We start from the raw sequence: 18,558 nt of genomic DNA on the forward strand, positions 1-18,558 counted from the left end.
TTATTTATACTACAATCTGAACTATAAAAACCGACAATTATCTACACATTTATTTATTTTTTTCTATAAATTCACAAACTTGAAGGTAGAGCCTGTGAATTTATCTTACATTGCCTTTCTGAAACAAATACGCGGAGGTGAATATGAATGAAAATAAATACACTCCTTTTCCTGCTGATGCTTATATTTGTACCACTGGCAGGTGAGTTGAATATTCACCCGTTTGCAAACACATTTCGTCTCAGCTTCGGTACGCCTGTATTTTTTTTCTTTCTGTTATCCATTCGTCATATTCCGCCTGCATTATCGGGAGTGCTTACAGGAATAGCTGTAGTCGCCTTTCGCATCTTGCTTAATCATTACCTCTATCCCGGGTCTTCCTTTGAAGAGTTGCTGACATTGCATGCGCCTACCTTTTTCTATTACATGGTCTACGGTTTGCTCTTCCAACTTCTGTCCATTAATGCTGAGCCTTATCGTGCACTCCGCGTGGGCATCCTCTCTGTGGGGATTGAGGTTGCCGCAAGTGTAGTGGAGCTTAGCGTCCGGCGAAGCATTGACGGCGATTTCTGGGACATTGTCAAATTCAGCAAGGTGGTTCTCATCGCCATGATTCGCAGCTTCTTTGTGCTTGGGTTCTATAATATGATTCGCCTGAACCAGTCCATCCAGCATGAAGAGGCACAAAGACAGCAGACTGAGCGGATTTTACTCCTGGTATCAGATCTGTACGAGGAGTCCGTCCAGCTAGGCAAAACCCTGTCGCACGCAGAGCAAATCACCCGTGAAAGCTACGAGCTGTACCGTGAGCTGCAGCAGGATGAATCTCTAAAGGATAGAGATCATTACGCCAGACAGGCACTTCGTATTTCTGGACAGGTCCATGAGATTAAAAAAGACAGTCAGCGGATTTTTGCCGGTTTGTCCAAACTCATTGATTCCGAAAGTGAAGTGCATTATATGACTTCGCAAGAGCTTGGCGAGCTGATCGTCCGAACGAACAGCAAATATGCCCAATCGCTGAACAAGTCCATCCGTTTCACGCTGAATTTCGATCCTTTGTTGCCCAAGCTGCATGTTTATACAGTTCTGACACTGGTTAATAACCTGACATCCAATTCAGTTGAAGCGATGAATGACAGCGGAAGGATTGACGTTGCCATTCACTTTCTGCCGGGAACAGAGGATGTAGTATCCTTTAGTGTCACCGACAATGGCCCAGGTATTCCTCAGCGCAAACGGAAAATGGTCTTCACACCGGGGTACACGACCAAGTATGATGAGAAAGGACAGCCTTCGACCGGCATGGGATTATTTTATGTGCGAGAGGTCGCGGAGAGTCTTGAAGGGGCGATTGAACTACAACAGGATGAAGAAGAGAATACAGGTAGGGTACAGACTACTTTTAGAGTCATATTGCCTTTACGGAAACTGACGGAGAAAGGAAGATAGCCCGATGCGTTTTTATATTGTGGATGACGATCAAGGGATTCGTTCTATGCTGGCAGACATTATTGAAGACGAAGGTCTGGGAGAGGTCGTCGGGGAAGCAGAAGACGGCTCCTATGTGAACAGCGGCCTGCTGGAGCTGAACCGGATTGATGTATTATTGATTGACCTGCTGATGCCGCTTCGTGACGGCATTCAGACAGTACGTGCGCTCGGTGATCAATTCAGTGGAAAAATCATTATGATCTCTCGGATTGAATCCAAAAACATGATCGGCGAAGCCTATTCGCTCGGTATTGAATACTATGTTGCCAAGCCCTTGAATCGGCTGGAGATTATTGCAGTTATTCATAAAGTGGCCGAACGTTTGCGCATGCAGCAGTCGATTACAGATATCCAGCGCACACTGCAAGGGTTGTCGATGTTCACATCAACTGGCCCATCAGCAACGCTGGAACCGACCCGAAACATTATGACTTCCGGACAGTTTCTGCTTTCCGAAATGGGAATGATCGGTGAGGCGGGAAGTATGGATCTGCTGGACATGCTGGAATATCTGGACCAGTATGAGGAGGAAACAGGCAATCTATCACCTCATCTGCTCCCGCCGCTAAAGGATATATTCGCTAATGTAGCGTTGAAACGATTGGGACCCTCGGCCTCTGCGGCAGAGCTAAGCAAGGAAATCAAGGCATCGGAGCAGCGTGTCCGCCGCGCTATTTTCCAGACGCTAAGCCATATTGTATCGCTCGGATTGACCGATTATACCCATCCCAAATTCGAAAATTATGCGTCCAAATTTTTTGATTTTACGGAGATTCGCAAAAAAATGCTGGAGCTGCAAAATAATGTGGAGCCTTCTCTGTCCCAAGCGCGAATTAATACAAAAAAGTTTGTGCAAGTGCTCTATACGGAAGCCAAAAGACTGTTACACTAAAAGAAAAGCACCTGTATCCCCCACATGTGTCTATCACACAGGATTAAACAGGTGCAATTCGCTCTTATTACATGTCCTTTGATTCCAGACTCTTGTCCTGCCACTCCGCAGCTTCCAAAAAACCAATGCCATCAGACAGCAAACGCTTCATAACTTCCAGTTCTTCGGAGCTGTAACGACTTAAAAATTGAATTAGCTGATGCTGCACCTTAACATGAAGCCGCTCATGCACGAGAAAGAGCTTTTTCCCCAAAGGTGTTAGCCGAAAATAAATTTCTTTTTTATTGTCGTTAAGCTGGGCTCTGCGAATCCAGCCTTCCTTGATCAGCTTGGTGCTGACTTTCGAAACTGTACCTTTGCTCAGCTCAATCCGATCCGCTAATGCTGTAACATTAATCGGCTCATGTCTCCCGATACAGTCAATGACGTGCACATCGGTGAAGTTGAGCGTAGCAATCCCATCAAAATGCTCATGGATTTCTTGGAGAATAAACATGCTCTCTCTCTGCTGATGCTGCTCCAACTGGTGATTGATCTTAATAAGCAAATCATAGACATACTGAACTGCTGTGGCTTTTTCCATACAAACAGATGGTCACTCCTTTGGCATCCTCCTCCTTTCAGTATAACCCATGTTTGTTTCACAGGAAACAATATGGTCATGATAATATTTATAATTACTTCGTATCCATACTTCACGCTCCTTTATAGAAGTCATATTCCACCACCTAATCGTTTCTCAAGAAACAATATATACATACGGAAAGCTCCCCTTTAACATTTCCCTATATATACAAAACATATCAAACTACGATATTTTGTTTTCCGAGAAACAATTTTATTTTAATGTAATTGAGAATTATTATCAACTATTTTTTAATCATCATTTCTATCCTCTCTCTCTGCATCACGCTGTCATTTCCATTTTTGAAAATCAAATTGTATAATCGTTAAATGAGAACAAACCAGATACAGGCTCTCTATAGAAGGGATGATGATACATGTCAGATGCAAACCAATTATTCGGTCAAGCACTTGTTAAATCGCTGGTCGGTGAACGCGGACATATTCGAGTGGCCCGAGCATTACCGGACATCAATGTCGAACTGGCAGGGAAGAAAAATGCAGAAATGCCCTACAGCATTTATCAGCTATTGAAGCACATGATCTACTGGCAGCAATTTATGCTGGAGCATTTGGAAGGACGGAAGCCTCAGCTTCCAGGCAATGTCATGGAAAGCTGGCCTGAAGAAACAGGACCGCAAAGCGAAGAGGCATGGCAGGCTGTCATTCAAGAATTTTTACAGGGCGTAGATCGAGCGGTACAGATTGCCGAAACCGCGCAGCTGGATGATTCACTGGCTCACTTCCCCGGTGAGACGAAAGCGGGACTGCTGCGGAATATCGCTTCCCACAACTCCTACCATTTGGGCGAAATCGTACTACTGCGCCGGATTTATGGGGCTTGGCCGCCACCAGGAGGCGGTTTCCCCGCTTAAAGGCTACACCCTACCCTTGTTATACACCCAACCAACTGCTCCATCCCTCCATAATAGCATTGGAATTTAGGCACAGTGGGGTATACACCCGCGTATCTTAAGTGGGAACCCGTTCTCCTTGTGCCCTGCTTATTCATATTCATCCTAGCTCGATTTGAAGCCATTCATGCGTTATCAGGAGCAATCCGTAAAACGGTTCCCATGATGCAAGATCAAAGGGAGGCTTCGAGAATATGAAAAGACACTTATATTTAAATCGTAATATCGCCTGCATGATCGTTATCAGCCTTATTGCTAACATGAGTGGGAGTATGATCCTTCCACTCTTTGCTATTTATGTAGAACAATTCGGGATATCCGCATTCCGTATGAGTATTTTATTTTCTCTGTTTTATGTGGGAAGATTTGTGGGTGGAGGCCTGGCAGGACGGATTTATGAAAAGGTTGGCGCAAAACGCCTGGGGTTGAGCTTGCTCATCGCTGAAATCGTTTGTATGCTTCTGTTCCCGATTGCAGAAAGCTTTATCATTTTATCCATTCTTAGACTTCTTCAAGGCTTGGTGGCTATAGGATTAACTGTCTTTGTAAGAGTCACGATCAACCACATCAGCACCATGGAAAATAGAGGAACACTCAATGGATATATCAGCAGCAGTGAAGGTGCAGGTATGATTTTGGGTCCCCTTATGAGTGGAGTGATCGTTTCTTATTTTTCTTTAGCGGTTCCGTTTTATTTCATCGCTCTTTTTTCTTGTATATCCTTCGTAGCTGTTTCAAGAATGACTTTCTTCAATTCCCCTGCACAACCTCAACAACAGCATTCGCTTCCTCAGGAATCCAAAAGAAAAACCATGCTAACGAAACAGTTACTGCTCTATTCCACCGTTCATTTCCTTGAAATGAGTGCATTCGCTATATTTTTAACGTACTTTTCCATATATGCAACCTACAAGCTACACTGGAGTCCAGCAGAAATCAGCCTAGCTTTTACAATCATCGGCATATCGACCTTTGTGTCGGCACCCTTGATCGGCAAAATATCTGATATACTCAAAGATCGCTTAATCCTCTGTATGATCGGCCTGTTATTCATCATGCTGGAAATCGTTTTATTTCTTTGGTTCACGGAGCAGTGGATTGTATACTTGGGGATGTTCATAGGAGGCATTGGCGGAGCCAGTTATCTGGATTCATTTTACTCACAGCTAGGAGACGTCATTCCCGAGGAACATAGGAGCCTGTTTATCGGCAATGTTGCCTCTTTCTCTGAATTAGGGGCCATTGTTTCTCCGCTCGTCGCAGGTGTGCTCCTTGAACGTTTTAACATAAACGCCCCCTTTTATTACAATATGATTTTGGTGTTTATTGCGATTGTTATCCAATATTTCATTCGATTAAAGTCGCAATCCTCAAGAAACAGGCCACTTGCATAAGCAGGCGGCCTGTTCCATTACCTATGGTTCACAGCTTCACTTCCACGGCAACCCCGAAATGATCGGATACAACCGCCCCTATCTTCCCGTTCAGCACAACAGTTGAAGATTGAACCTGCAGGGCCTTATTGGAGAAAACATAGTCAATCCGCAGCGGCTCCGCGTTGCTTTCCCAGCCTGCAATGGCTTTGATGACGGTGTGCCCTTCATCACGTACGGCTGCGTTCGAATAAGTATCCGACCAACCGGATTGCAGTGCATAGTCATATCCTTCTCCGCGCACTTCGGCAGCATTATTGAAATCCCCCATCATGAACACAGGAGTCGGGGCCAAAGGGTTCAATATTTCCGTAGTACGATCCCAGAGTCCGCGGAAGGATTCCTCATCATTCCACCAGTTATAGTGTCCACTGACAAACCAGGACTGCACGCCGTTCACCACAGTCTGAACCCCCACAATTTTACGCGAGCGGTAGTTGTCATAATCGCGAAGCGAGGAAACATATTCGTTCACCGTATCTGTAATCGGTGTTCTGGACAAAACCGCCAAACCCTCGTCGTATTTGACAAAACCAACATGTGCGGGAGCCCACGTCCAATGATAGGCATCGGACAATAGCCCGTTCAGCACGTAGGCATAGTTATCACGCTTAATGACAATTTCAGGATCAGCGCTATAGTAAGAGCCCAAATCATCCGGTGACAAAGGTGCTTCTTCCATGGACTGATTCACTTCCTGCAAAGCAATGACATCAAACTGCTGTTCATCAATAAAAGCAGCCAGCTGCTTTAGCTTTTCGAGCTGGTTTTCTTCCATCCAAGCGTGTACATTTAAAGTTAACAATTTCAAAACGAATCACCTGTTGAGTATGTCTTGTATATCTGATTTAAGCACATCGGCCTTCGGTCCGTAAACCGCCTGAACCCCATTGTCTACTTTGATCAAGCCCAGCGCACCCAGCGCTTTCCACGTCTTCTCGTCTCCAACGGCATCCGTATCTTTCACCGTCACACGCAGACGGGTCATGCAGGCATCCACCTCGACAATATTCTGTTCTCCCCCAAGCGTCTTGATAATATCAGCAGCCAGTTGATTCTGCGTGGAAGCAGCCGCGACACCATCTGTTGCCGTGCTTCCCGCCTCGGAAGCCTCCTGAGGCTCCTCATCCGTATAGTTCCCCAGTCGTCCCGGCGTAGCCATTTGGAATTTACCGATCATGAAATAAGCGATAAAGTAGGTTGCTACCGCAAACACAATACAAGTCAGCACGAAGTTGATAATGTCCTGCACCAGGCCTGCTTTGATAGACAACGGCAATCGGGTCAGCAATTCAATCATACCAAACGAATGTAAACGCAAATGTATAATATCGGCCATTCCGAACGCAATTCCGGTAAGAATAGCATAAACCACATACAGCAAAGGTGCCACAAACATAAACATAAATTCCATCGGCTCTGTCACCCCGGTCAAAAAGACGGCTGCAGCTGCTGAAAAAATCATCGACTTGTACTTGCTGCGCTTATCTTTGTCTACACGGCGATACATAGCTACCGCCAGTCCCATGAGAATTCCCGCTCCGCCGATCATCTGTCCTACCTTAAAGCGGGCAGGCGTCACGCCTTCCAGCAATGTATTATAGGCTGTCGGATCAGTGCCGTGAAGCACACTCAGGTCACTCGCCCAAGCCAGCCATAGAGGGTCTTGCCCGGCAACAACGCTTCCTGCTCCGGAACCCGTGAGTGTCGTGTAAACGCCACCAAGTTGAGTATAGTTAATGGGAACGGTCAGCATATGATGAAGTCCAAAGGGGATCAACAGTCTTTCCAGTGTACCATAGACAAATGGAGCTACAAAAGGAGCGGACTCTCCCGAGGTTGCCAGCCAAACGCCGAACTGGTTAATCCCTCCCTGAATAAACGGCCAAAAGGCAGACATGATCACACTGACAATGACAGACCACAAGATGACAACAAACGGAACGAAGCGCTTGCCGTTAAAAAAGGCCAAAGCGTCCGGCAGCTTGCGGTAATTGTAGTATTTGTTATAGACCACGGCCCCGACGAATCCGGAAATGATACCGACAAACACCCCCATATTCAGTGCAGGTGCGCCCAAAATAGAGGTGAAATAGCCGCTGACCGGAATGGTTGCACCAAAGAGAGTTTGGGTCGTTGCCCCCTCTTGTGTCAGCATCTTCGAGGACACGCCCAAAATCGTCCCTGTTGAAACATTGATGAGGATAAAAGCAATCAAGGCAGCAAAAGCCCCACCTGCCCGTTCCTTAGCCCAGGAGCCGCCAATCGCCACAGCAAACAGAATGTGTAAATTATTGATAATACCCCAACCCAAATTCTCCATGACACCGCCGACGGTCAACCAGAAATGGATATCGCCAGCCAGCATCGCCACAACTTTACCTAGCGAAATCATAATCCCGGCTGCTGGCATGACAGCGACAACTACAAGCAGTGCTTTCCCAAGCTTTTGCCAAAAATCAAATGATAGAAGTTTTTTCATGCTCCTTCAATCTCCATCCCTTATAGTATGTACAGCGTTGTTCGTACCCTATAAATATAATGCAATCGGTTGCACGATTATTATAATGATATCGCTTTCTATTGGCAATACCCTAATTCCTAAATATCTCCGCTAATGACGATATGTCGCTCGAAAAAAGCCGCGAATTTGTTGATTTTCGAGCAATATCGTATGATAGAACATAATATTTCCTGCTTGAGATAGCAAAAGGAGACGAAGACGATGGCAGTAACCATCAAAGATGTCGCAAAGCGTGCCAATGTTGCTACTTCCACCGTGTCCCGTGTCATTCAAGACAGCCCAAAAATCAGCGAGGCCACCAAGGCACGTGTCCGCAAAGAAATGAAGGCGCTTGGCTATGAACCCAATTATTCAGCCCAAAGCCTGGCTAACCGTGTCACACAGTCGATTGGCATTATCATGCCTGAATCGGATGTGGCGATCTTTCAAAATCCGTTCTTTCCGGAGAGCCTTCGCGGTATCAGCGAATGGGTCAATGAGCACAACTATACACTGTCGATTATCACTGGAAAAACAAGCGATGAGCTGCTATCCCGCGTAAAGCTGATGACACGGACAGGACGCGTTGACGGCTACATTGTCCTGTACTCCAAGCAAGAAGATAGCGTTGTGGAGTATCTTCACAAAGAAAAAATACCTTATACCGTCATCGGCAAGCCTCAGCAATTTGTCAGTGAAACCACCCATGTAGACAACGATAATTACCAGGCCGCCAAGGATGTGGTCACTTATTTGACCGGGCTGAATCATCAGCACATCGCTTATGTGGGCGGAGATCATGAACGCATTGTGAATATCGAAAGACTTCGAGGCTATCAGGTTGCGCTGCGAGAGGCCGGCTTGCCTCTACCGGACGAATATGTGGTCAGGGAGCCCTTTGATCCAGAGGATATGCGGACGTTATTGCAGGTTTCCCCGCCGCCGACCGCCATGATCGTGAGCGACGACCTGGTAGCCATGGCAGTACAGAAAATGCTTTTTCAGCTCGGTGTATCCATGCCGGAGCAGCTATCCATGGTGAGCTTTAATAATTTGATGCTGGCCGAGCTGATGAGTCCCTCGCTTACTTCAGTGGATATCGACATCTTCACGCTTGGTTATCAGGCTGCCAAAAACCTGATCGAGAAAATCGAAAACCCCAAGGAATTGACCAAACACATCATCGTTCCCCACCGAATCGTAGAACGCAAATCCTGTCGCGCACTGTCATCCCCCGAGGAATGAGCCCAAACTGATTTTATGGACCTCCATAAAATCAGTTTTTTTGCGTTGACAGGGCAAACGGTTGCACTATATACTGAACTCGCTCATATATTGGTTTCGTTACAACAACGATCTCATTTTCCGAGAGGGGTACGCAATCATGGTTTATAACCGATTATTCGACGTAGATAACTGGAAGCTCACAACCCGCACGCTACATACCACACACATGCGATTACAGGAAAGCATCACGTCCATAGGCAACGGGTATATGGGCATGCGCGGCAATTTTGAAGAAGCTTATTCAGGTGATCATCATCAGGGGACTTACATTTCCGGTGTCTGGTTCCCCGACAAGACGAAGGTCGGATGGTGGAAAAATGGCTACCCTGAATATTTTGGCAAGGTCATCAATGCGATGAATTTTATCGGCATCGGTCTGATCGTGGACCAGCAGGAGGTGGATTTATTTACTGCGTACGTCAGTGATTTTGTGCAGGAGCTGGACATGAAGCAGGGTATCCTGCGGCGGACCTGCACCGTGAACGGTCAGGTTCGTATCACTACAGAGCGTTTTCTAAGCATTACCACTCGTGAGCTATGCCTGATGGATTACCAGGCAACGAATATAAGTGAACAGCCTCTAACGATTGAGCTTGTCCCCTATCTGGATGGCAATACGAAAAATGAGGACACCAACTATGATGAGGCTTTCTGGCTGGAGGAGGCGCGCGAGGTTCAGGAGCAATTCATCAGCCTGTCCACAACGACGATAGATAATCCCTTTGGTGTTCCGCGCTTTACCGTAAACGCTACCATGGGCGTTGTGACCGAGGGACAGAAGCAGCAGACGACAGAAGAGGGCCTTTTGTATGCTGCACGGCACTATCAATACAGCGTCGCTCCCGGCGACAGCATTCAGCTGCAAAAAATTGTGGCCGTTACCACCTCACGTGATATGGAAAAGGATGCACTGATCCCACAGGCTGAACGCATCGCTGTGGAAGCTGTGAACAAAGGCTACGCAGCACTCAAGCAAGAGCATATTGCAGCCTGGGATAGACGTTGGGATAAAGCAGATGTCGAAATCGAGGGAGATGCGGAGGCTCAGCAGGGAATACGTTTCAACATTTTCCAGATATTCTCTACCTACTACGGCGAGGATTCACGTCTGAATATCGGTCCCAAGGGCTTTACGGGTGAAAAATATGGCGGTGCCACCTATTGGGACACAGAAGCATACGCCGTACCTATGTACCTGGCGCTTGCCGACCCGGGTGTGACCCGAAATCTGCTGCTGTACCGCTATCATCAACTGGATGGCGCCAAGCATAACGCGGCTCAGCAAGGACTTCGCGGGGCATTGTATCCCATGGTCACCTTTACGGGCGTGGAATGCCATAACGAATGGGAAATTACCTTCGAGGAAATTCATCGTAACGGGGCCATTGCCTATGCTATTTATAATTACACCAACTACACGGGTGACTCGTCCTACCTACACCAGTATGGCATAGATGTACTGGTCGAAATCAGCCGTTTCTGGGCCGATCGGGTTCATTTCTCCAAGCGCCATCAGCAATATATGATCCATGGGGTTACCGGGCCGAACGAATATGAAAATAACATCAATAACAACTGGTACACCAATACGTTGGCTGCATGGGTTTTAAAATATACATTATCCGTCCTGCCTCAGATTTCGGCAGAGAAGCTGAAGCAGCTGGCTGTTGCAGAAGATGAGCTCGGGCATTGGCAGGATATCATCAACCGCATGTATTATCCCTACGATGAGGAGCGGGGAATCTTCGTACAGCACGATACTTTTATGGATAAGGATTTACAGCCTGTATCGTCCCTTGATCCCAGCAACCTGCCACTCAATCAGAAATGGTCATGGGATAAAATCCTGCGCTCCTGCTTCATTAAGCAGGCCGATGTGCTGCAAGGACTGTACTTCTTTGGCGATCAGTTCACACTGGAGGAAAAAGCACGCAATTTTACATTTTACGAGCCGATGACCGTTCATGAATCCAGTCTCTCCCCGTCCATTCACGCCGTGCTGGCTGCCGAACTCAAAATGGAGGAAAAAGCAGTCGAGATGTATAAGCGGACGGCCCGTCTGGACCTCGATAACTATAATAACGATACCGAAGACGGACTTCATATCACGTCCATGACAGGAAGCTGGCTGGCGATCGTGCAGGGCTTTGCCGGTATGAGAACGTATCGTGAAACGCTGAGCTTTTCCCCTTTCCTGCCGCAGGGCTGGAGCAAATATACGTTTAAAATCAATTATCGCGGTCGCTTGCTGAGTATTCTCGTACAGGAAAATGAGGTCGTTATTACGCTGTTGGACGGAGAACCCTTAACGCTAGAGCTGTATGGACGGCCGACACACATCACCAACGGGCAGCCGTTAATGACGAGCAGTGTTTCATAATCCATGTAGACAGGGGGAAGTCAAATGAAGGCAGTGATTTTTGACCTGGACGGAGTCATTACAGATACCGCCGAATATCATTTTCGGGCATGGGGAAGCTTGGCGACGGCGCTGGGTATTCCTTTTGATCGGGAATTTAATGAGCAGCTAAAAGGGATCAGCCGCACGGAATCGCTCGACAAAATACTGGCGCGCGGCAATCTGTCCGATGCGTATTCAGACGAAAACAAGCGAGAGCTGGCCGCACGAAAAAACACCGAGTACCAGCGGCTCATATCGGCTGTAACTCCCTCGGACGTACTACCGGGCATTAAAGCGCTTCTGACAGAGCTGCATGACGCCGAGATCGGCATAGCGCTGGCCTCTGCAAGCAAAAATGCAGCGTTTATCCTGGAACGGCTGGAGCTGACGCGCTATTTTGATAGTGTGGTGGATGTCACAGCCATTCGGCATGGCAAGCCGGACCCGGAAATTTTCCTCACCGGAGCCGCAAATCTGGGCGTTCAGCCTGCCGACTGTATCGGTATAGAGGACGCGCAGGCGGGAATTCAGGCAATCAAGGGTGCCGGGATGTTCGCGGTTGGTGTAGGAACACCCTCGCAAATGCAGGGTGCGGATGTCGTGGTAGCCTCCACTGCCGAGCTTTCTTTGAGCATGTTGGAGGAGCATTTTTTCAGGGGATAAAAAAGGGAGAAGCTATAAAAAATGACCTGTCTCTTTGACGGGTCATTTTAGCGTTTTTATGACTTGAAGGACCTTCTCTTTGGTGTCCGGGTGATTATTCGCATATTCTGTGAAGGCTTCTTGCAAAATAGTTCTTTGATCTTTTTCGGTAACAAATGACCAGGTACGCAGCATCGTAGCAAACTCTTCCGGGAATCTAAAGGATAGCGCATTCCTTGCCACAGCAATTACCTCCTATTTTTAATAGCTTGTGATAAAGCAGCCAGTGATATAACCAGACCGACCACAGCGATGATAAGGGTAACAGTTTGCATACTGATGCCTCCTTTATAGTTCCTCGAATTTGTAAAATATAATTTACAACGGAGAATGAAGAGGGTAAGATAAGCATAAGATGATAGGGTGCAGGAAGGGGATTGCTCCCCAACCTTGCTGTTGATTTAAGCCTTCTTACGCTGCAACGTAAGGGGCTTTTTACTTTACCCGGCGGTTATTTTTCTTAGCTGTTTGGAAATTCATCCAAGCAGCTGCGAGATTAACCAGCGCCGTGAGTAAAAGTACAATCGCGGTCCCCATCGTCTTAGGTTCTCCTTTCTGGAGTGCTTACTACACCCTCTGTAAATATATTACTATACGTATATACTGCTATCAATACAAAAGTGGAGGATTTTGGAGATTCCTAGTAGCCCCAAATTCACACCTATATCGTGCGTATAGTATATTCAGTTGTTATATCGTTAAGAATTTGAACTAACACTCGCATCCTCACGCAGCCACTCAACCACATCCCGCTGGTTATCAGGGGAAACGCCGTGGTCCGTCGGGTATGTTTTGAATGTGGAATGAGAAGTTCGGGCCTGGAAATACGCTGCCGTCTCATGTCCGATGCTCACCGGAAATACGGAATCATATTCGCCGTGAGAAATAAATACAGATACATCCTCTGTGCTTTTCAACGCATATTCTGTCTTCACAAAATCTGGCACATAGCCGTTCATCGCCACAATTCCCTTCAACTGACTACCAAGCGTAAGCGCCAGTGACATGGACAAAATCGCTCCCTGACTGAAACCAAGAAAATACCGTTTGCTAGGATCAACCGGATATTGATCTGTAGCATATTGTACGAATGTCTGAAGCTGTTCAATAGCCCGATCAAACTGCTCGCGCAGCGGGTTGCCCAGGCTTTTCAGCTCATAATATTGAAACCCTCCGCCCATGGGGATATCTCCACGAATGCCTATAATAATAAACTCCTCCGACAGCGGCTTCACGACTCCGTACATATCCTGCTCATTAGATCCTTTCCCGTGCAATGTAAAAATGGTTGGATATGTACGGCTAGGATCAAGCTGACTGGGCAAATGAATATCGTAGCTATATAAAGATGACATATTCTTATCCTCCTCTGCATCATATGTGTATTCCATAATTCCACTCATTCAATTCACAACCAACAATCCCTGAACAGAATCATTAGCACAAAAATATTAGTAATATTTATTTTATATTTACAATAGTAATATACTTTTGAGAAGAAGACATGTCAACCCGCATGAAAACTTTTCATCTGCTCCCTTCGCCTCAATTTACACGCGTGAACTGATATAATGGAAGAGTTAAGCTACCATCTAAGCTAACATCAAAACGACTATTTCTCTCTTAGGAGACTAATGCATATGAAACCAACCTATCTTATGGATGATACACAATGGCAGCAGCTTATCCAAAACGCCGCTGACCATTTTAATGATGTAACGATCAAACGAGGCTTTCAATATTTTAAGCAAGGCAGGGTAAAAGAATTCGCAATGCCTGATGCTGATCATATCGCAGCTGTCGTGGATGGAAGCGAGCTCTACGAGGTAGATCTCCACTTGAACGCTTTTGCTGCCAGCAGATGTACGTGTCCGGTTCATACCAATTGCAAGCATATGATCGCCGTACTGCTGAATTACGCGAATGAGCAGGAACGTTCCGTACATGCGTTGGTGAATGCTCGTTCAGCGGGCTTTACTCGGTTGGCTGCAAAAGCCGACACACGCCCCCCGTCTCCTGCCCGGTCAAGCCTATCAATGGATCGCAAGGAAGCAGCCAGGAACGCACTCAGTAAAACAGCCAGCCAGATACCGAACATACCCATTTCAGAATGGCATGATCTGTTCGATCAGTGTATCGGCCTCAACCCTGTGAATACTCAAAATTCCCAATTTGTCCAAAGCGCTCTAGCCTCGATCTATGCTGTGAAGCCGCCGCTTTCACCCGGCATGCAGCAGCTATATGGACTGCACGCTCATCTGCGTGTGCTGGAAAAGCTGGTGCCCCAGTCCCCGATGCCGGGCTACCCCACTCATTCCTATATGGGGTATTACACACAAATTGCCGCAGACGAGCTAAAAGAAGCGATCGAGCGTGATTTTGAGAGTCCGCTTGCGCTAACCGACGAACCGAAGCAAGAAGCCCGTATGGCAGAGACCTTGGCCTATTTGCGCCGAAAAATGCTGACAGAGTCGCGGAACGGCACTTATTTTTCAGACGCGTATTATCGGTTTTGGCTACGCTGGATGCGCCCCGAACGGCCAACTCCCGGCATATATGCAGAGGAATTACAGCTTTTACAGGCAGCAGAGGAGGAGTTGGGCCCAGCATTGGCTCGACTTCCCTGGATACTGGCCCAAAGCTGGATGCATGTTTATCAGTCACAGGATGTTGCGGCTTGGGCGCTGCTCCAAGAGGCAGAACAGGCTTTTCCATTGAAAATCTCTTCGAATCAGCTGCTTTTATTCTTACACGCGTTGCGTGAAGCCGAAGACTGGACGCGTCTCAAGGATGGACTACGGCATATCGGCCCCTTGCTTCACAGTCATCGGGACGATCATTTGCAAGACTATATACATGATTGGAATCTCGTATTGCAGCACCTTCCAGAAGCAGAGCCGGACATGTGGGATACGCTGGTCAGCATGCTTCCTTTTGCCGGGGGAATGTATGAAGAAACACTGCTTGCCCATGAAAAATGGCGACAATGGATCGATTATCAGCTAAGTATACGCAGCGAGCCGTTGAGTTTTCGCGTAAGCGTTGTACAGCCCATTGAAAAGAACGCACCGGAGCTGCTGCTCCCCTTCTACCATCAAGCGGTAGAACGATATGTGCTGGAAAAAAACAGAGCCGGCTATAAAGCGGCGGTCAAACTATTGAAACGGCTGTTCAAGCTATACAAGAAAATGAAGCAAGAGCCGCGCTGGGAGCTGTTTTTCACCAGCTTCACCAGCCGCCACAGCCGCCTTCGGGCGCTACAGGAGGAATTGCGGAAAGGGAAATTGTTATCATGAGCCAATATACCGAAACGATCACGGTACACATCCGATTGACTGCCTATGGAGACGCGCTGATCTATGGGGACTCCTCCATGAACTATAGCATTCCCGGCCAAATGTTAAAGCAGCGCTTGTTTGCTTGGCATGAAGCTTCGTTTTATGGTACCGAGTTGGAGGTGCAACACGTTCAGGGCACTGATATTATCGTCCTTCCCTCGGAGCAAGTGATTCCTTTTCTGGCAGGGGGCGAGCTGCTGGAGCATATCGAATGGATCTGGGACGAAGCCCATGCCCCCTGGCTGCGCTCCATTCCTCTACTTGCCCATTGCATTGAGGCGAAAGCCTACGTGCCCAGCTTCACAGCATTTCAGGCAGGGAAGCTGCAATGGATTTGGGATGTGGAATCACTGGGAACACTGGGTGCACCAGAGGCTTCTGAATCCGAATTAATGCCGGAGAGCGCCCAGCTAACAGAGCTTGCCCGGCTTCTGGGCAGCCTGGAAAAGGACGAGCGCGAAGGAGTCGCAACGGCGTTCTCGGCCGCTGTGTCCCAACGCTGGTACGGCACCGAAGCGGAAGCCGCCGATTTGCGAAGAGAGTACCCGCCCCTCTTCGCCCCAGGCCGCTCGGTGGCTGCGGGGCTAGATGCGCGGGCATGGCTTATTGCCATCGGCTGGAAAGCCGATACTGCGCCATTTCGCCCACTGCTGCAGCTGCTGGAGCCAGCGCCGGAGGACGACGAGTCGTCCTGGCAGCTCAAGCTTGTGCTGCAGGACAAGCTTGACACAACGCGGCTGGTGTCTGTACAGCTTGCCGATGACGGATACGCGTCCGGCCCATGGCCCGACGCGTGGGCGGCGCAAGTGCGGGAGCGCTCTGCCGGATGGCTGGAGCGCTTGAGCGCCATTTTGCCAGCCGGGCTGCGCACCGGAAGCCGCGATGACGTGCTGAATCGCCCGCTCACCGATGAAGCGGCGTGGCAATTCCTGACGACCGACAGCCAGCGTCTGCTGGAGGGCGGCTGGCAGGTACTGCTGCCGGCTTGGTGGGAGGCAGCCACCCGCAAGAAGCCGAAGCTGCGGGCCAAGGTCCGCGCGGGCGAAGGCGCGGGAGAGCGCACGAAAGGCAGCTCGCTGTTCGGACTGGACTCGATTGTCCAGTTCGACTGGCGTGTAGCCATTGGCGATGCCGATCTAAGCGAATCCGAGTTCGCCGAGCTGGTGGCCCGCAACGAGCGCCTGGTGCGCTTCCGCGGCCAGTGGATTGCGCTCGATCCCGCGCTGCTGGCGCAGATTCGCCGGGCGATGGCCGGAATCGACAGCACTCAGGGATTGTCCTTTCAGGACATCCTGCAGCTGCATCTGCTCGGCAATGCCGATGAGCCTGAAGGCGACGCCTCAGGCGGGCAGCCGGAGGACGCGGCACGCTTCCGGCTGGAGGTCGAGCTGAACGCGCATCTGCTGAAGCTGATCAGCCAGCTCGGGAGACAGTCAGAGTGGCCTGCACTCGACCCGCCGGACGGATTGCAAGCCGAGCTGCGAGCCTATCAGCAGGATGGCTACGCGTGGCTTGCCTTTTTGCGCCGCTTTGGACTGGGCGCTTGCTTGGCAGATGACATGGGGCTTGGCAAAACGGTACAGTTTATCGCCTATTTACTGCATTTGCAGGAGATGGCCGCGGAGACGGGCGTCCGCTCCACCTCCCTGCTGATTTGCCCGACTTCGGTGCTGGGCAACTGGCAAAAGGAGCTTAGCCGCTTCGCTCCTTCATTAAAGGTCCTTCTACATTATGGAAGCAAGCGGGAGCAGGGAGACTTGTTCCGCGAAGAGGCCCGGCAAGCCGATGTCATACTAACTTCCTTTGCGACAGCAACCCTTGATCAAGAGCTGCTCCAAGGTATGACCTGGGATTCGATTTGCCTGGATGAAGCGCAAAACATTAAGAATGCGCAAACCAAGCAATCCACCGCCGTTCGCAGCTTCCCTGCACGTCATCGTATAGCACTGACCGGGACACCTATTGAGAATCGGCTGTCCGAGCTATGGTCTATTTATGATTTTATCAATCCCGGCTATTTGGGCAGCTCACGTGCTTTCAGCAATCGGTTCATGAATGCCATTGAAAAAGAACATAACGAGCAGCGCACGATGGATTTGCAAAAGCTGGTTCAGCCCTTCATGCTGCGGCGCAAGAAAAAAGACCCGGCTATACAGCTTGATTTGCCTGATAAAAATGAGATGAAAACCTATATTCACCTCACCTCCGAGCAGGGAGCGCTCTATGACCAGATTGTCAAAGAGTTGATGGAACGGATGCAGAAGCTGGAGGGCATTGAGCGGAAAGGAGCCATTCTATCCGCTCTCACCCAGCTAAAGCAGCTTTGTGATCACCCTGCCCTTTTGACCAGGGAGGCGGCTCTGAATGTCGCTGCTTCCGGGTATAGTCCATCCGAGCTCGAAGCTCTTATCAGTCGTTCATCCAAGCTTGAGCGTATTCTGTCCATGGTTAAGGAGCTGCGGGCGGAAGGTGAGCGCTGCCTTATTTTCACGCAATATATTGGTATGGGACGGATGCTCCAACAGGTGCTCGCTCAAGAACTGCAAGAGCCCGTGCTCTATCTGAACGGCAGCACCTCCAAAACTGCACGCGACCGGATGATTGATCAATTCCAGTCTCACACACTGCCGCCTGAAGAGCAGCCGTCTGTATTTATTTTGTCACTGAAGGCTGGTGGTGTGGGACTGAATCTGACAGCGGCCAACCATGTCTTCCACTTCGACCGCTGGTGGAATCCGGCAGTCGAAAATCAGGCCACAGACCGCGCCTATCGGATGGGACAAACGAAGGACGTACAGGTGCACAAATTTATCTCGCTGGGCACACTGGAGGAACGCATTGACGAAATGCTGGAGAGCAAGCAGCAGCTTAGCGACCAAATCATTTCCAGCACCGAGGGCTGGATTACCGAGCTATCGACAGACGCATTGAGAGAACTCTTTACGCTGCGGCGCGATTGGGCATGATGAG

General features: G+C 48.8%; 14 protein-coding genes. 9 read left to right on the top strand and 5 right to left on the bottom strand.

What is annotated here, in order from left to right; genetic code table 11:
• Positions 1 to 147: 147 nt before the first annotated feature.
• Positions 148 to 1,452: an ATP-binding protein gene (locus BAZ21_RS15870; protein WP_068502606.1), complete on the top strand. Its 1,305-nt coding sequence runs from the start codon at positions 148 to 150 to the stop codon at positions 1,450 to 1,452.
• 4 nt (positions 1,453 to 1,456) lie between these two features.
• Positions 1,457 to 2,386, top strand: coding sequence for a response regulator (locus BAZ21_RS15875; RefSeq protein ID WP_068502608.1), 930 nt, complete (start codon positions 1,457 to 1,459; stop codon positions 2,384 to 2,386).
• Positions 2,387 to 2,453: 67 nt separating this feature from the next.
• Here BAZ21_RS15875 and BAZ21_RS15880 read toward each other — a convergent pair whose 3' ends face one another.
• Positions 2,454 to 2,969 (bottom strand): MarR family transcriptional regulator, encoded by a 516-nt coding sequence (locus BAZ21_RS15880; RefSeq protein ID WP_068502611.1) that lies wholly within the window; start codon positions 2,967 to 2,969, stop codon positions 2,454 to 2,456.
• Between the two features lie 418 nt (positions 2,970 to 3,387).
• Between BAZ21_RS15880 and BAZ21_RS15885 the strand changes: the two genes are divergently transcribed.
• Positions 3,388 to 3,885: a DinB family protein gene (locus BAZ21_RS15885; protein WP_068502614.1), complete on the top strand. Its 498-nt coding sequence runs from the start codon at positions 3,388 to 3,390 to the stop codon at positions 3,883 to 3,885.
• Positions 3,886 to 4,118: 233 nt separating this feature from the next.
• On the top strand, positions 4,119 to 5,318 hold the full coding sequence (locus tag BAZ21_RS15890; protein WP_068502617.1) for an MFS transporter: 1,200 nt from the start codon (positions 4,119 to 4,121) through the stop codon (positions 5,316 to 5,318).
• A 28-nt stretch (positions 5,319 to 5,346) separates the two neighbouring features.
• Here BAZ21_RS15890 and BAZ21_RS15895 read toward each other — a convergent pair whose 3' ends face one another.
• Both BAZ21_RS15895 and BAZ21_RS15900 read right to left on the bottom strand, forming a co-directional pair.
• On the bottom strand, positions 5,347 to 6,168 hold the full coding sequence (locus BAZ21_RS15895; protein WP_068502619.1) for an endonuclease/exonuclease/phosphatase family protein: 822 nt from the start codon (positions 6,166 to 6,168) through the stop codon (positions 5,347 to 5,349).
• Between the two features lie 6 nt (positions 6,169 to 6,174).
• The gene (locus tag BAZ21_RS15900; RefSeq protein WP_068502621.1) at positions 6,175 to 7,839 is read right to left on the bottom strand and encodes a PTS transporter subunit IIBC; all 1,665 of its coding nucleotides are present in this window, start codon (positions 7,837 to 7,839) and stop codon (positions 6,175 to 6,177) included.
• Between the two features lie 243 nt (positions 7,840 to 8,082).
• Here BAZ21_RS15900 and BAZ21_RS15905 point away from each other — a divergent pair, with 243 nt between their 5' ends.
• From BAZ21_RS15905 to pgmB, 3 genes are all read left to right on the top strand, one after another.
• Positions 8,083 to 9,105 carry a LacI family DNA-binding transcriptional regulator gene (locus BAZ21_RS15905; protein WP_068502624.1) on the top strand — a complete coding sequence of 341 codons (1,023 nt, stop codon included), beginning with the start codon at positions 8,083 to 8,085 and terminating at the stop codon, positions 9,103 to 9,105.
• A 139-nt stretch (positions 9,106 to 9,244) separates the two neighbouring features.
• Positions 9,245 to 11,527, top strand: a complete 2,283-nt coding sequence (locus BAZ21_RS15910) for a glycoside hydrolase family 65 protein (protein ID WP_068502627.1) — start codon at positions 9,245 to 9,247, stop codon at positions 11,525 to 11,527.
• Positions 11,528 to 11,551: 24 nt separating this feature from the next.
• Positions 11,552 to 12,211, top strand: a complete 660-nt coding sequence (gene pgmB, locus BAZ21_RS15915) for a beta-phosphoglucomutase (protein ID WP_068502629.1) — start codon at positions 11,552 to 11,554, stop codon at positions 12,209 to 12,211.
• Positions 12,212 to 12,253: 42 nt separating this feature from the next.
• Here pgmB and BAZ21_RS15920 read toward each other — a convergent pair whose 3' ends face one another.
• Positions 12,254 to 12,433 carry a hypothetical protein gene (locus BAZ21_RS15920; protein ID WP_029390253.1) on the bottom strand — a complete coding sequence of 60 codons (180 nt, stop codon included), beginning with the start codon at positions 12,431 to 12,433 and terminating at the stop codon, positions 12,254 to 12,256.
• Between the two features lie 515 nt (positions 12,434 to 12,948).
• Positions 12,949 to 13,605, bottom strand: coding sequence for an alpha/beta hydrolase (locus tag BAZ21_RS15925; protein WP_068502633.1), 657 nt, complete (start codon positions 13,603 to 13,605; stop codon positions 12,949 to 12,951).
• Between the two features lie 285 nt (positions 13,606 to 13,890).
• Here BAZ21_RS15925 and BAZ21_RS15930 point away from each other — a divergent pair, with 285 nt between their 5' ends.
• Positions 13,891 to 15,546 (top strand): SWIM zinc finger family protein, encoded by a 1,656-nt coding sequence (locus tag BAZ21_RS15930; protein WP_068502636.1) that lies wholly within the window; start codon positions 13,891 to 13,893, stop codon positions 15,544 to 15,546.
• Positions 15,543 to 18,554, top strand: a complete 3,012-nt coding sequence (locus BAZ21_RS15935) for a DEAD/DEAH box helicase (RefSeq protein WP_068502639.1) — start codon at positions 15,543 to 15,545, stop codon at positions 18,552 to 18,554. The genes BAZ21_RS15930 and BAZ21_RS15935 overlap by 4 nt, the downstream gene beginning before the upstream one ends.
• The last annotated feature ends 4 nt before the right edge of the window (positions 18,555 to 18,558 follow it).

Source organism: Paenibacillus kribbensis (assembly GCF_001705305.1).
Lineage (GTDB): Bacteria > Bacillota > Bacilli > Paenibacillales > Paenibacillaceae > Paenibacillus > Paenibacillus kribbensis_B.

Coding starts and splice junctions, on each gene's coding strand:
- BAZ21_RS15870 (WP_068502606.1), top strand. CDS start 148: ATGAAAATAAATACACTCCTTTTCCTGCTGATGCTTATATTTGTACCA.
- BAZ21_RS15875 (WP_068502608.1), top strand. CDS start 1,457: ATGCGTTTTTATATTGTGGATGACGATCAAGGGATTCGTTCTATGCTG.
- BAZ21_RS15880 (WP_068502611.1), bottom strand. CDS start 2,969: ATGGAAAAAGCCACAGCAGTTCAGTATGTCTATGATTTGCTTATTAAG.
- BAZ21_RS15885 (WP_068502614.1), top strand. CDS start 3,388: ATGTCAGATGCAAACCAATTATTCGGTCAAGCACTTGTTAAATCGCTG.
- BAZ21_RS15890 (WP_068502617.1), top strand. CDS start 4,119: ATGAAAAGACACTTATATTTAAATCGTAATATCGCCTGCATGATCGTT.
- BAZ21_RS15900 (WP_068502621.1), bottom strand. CDS start 7,839: ATGAAAAAACTTCTATCATTTGATTTTTGGCAAAAGCTTGGGAAAGCA.
- BAZ21_RS15905 (WP_068502624.1), top strand. CDS start 8,083: ATGGCAGTAACCATCAAAGATGTCGCAAAGCGTGCCAATGTTGCTACT.
- BAZ21_RS15910 (WP_068502627.1), top strand. CDS start 9,245: ATGGTTTATAACCGATTATTCGACGTAGATAACTGGAAGCTCACAACC.
- pgmB (WP_068502629.1), top strand. CDS start 11,552: ATGAAGGCAGTGATTTTTGACCTGGACGGAGTCATTACAGATACCGCC.
- BAZ21_RS15925 (WP_068502633.1), bottom strand. CDS start 13,605: ATGTCATCTTTATATAGCTACGATATTCATTTGCCCAGTCAGCTTGAT.
- BAZ21_RS15930 (WP_068502636.1), top strand. CDS start 13,891: ATGAAACCAACCTATCTTATGGATGATACACAATGGCAGCAGCTTATC.
- BAZ21_RS15935 (WP_068502639.1), top strand. CDS start 15,543: ATGAGCCAATATACCGAAACGATCACGGTACACATCCGATTGACTGCC.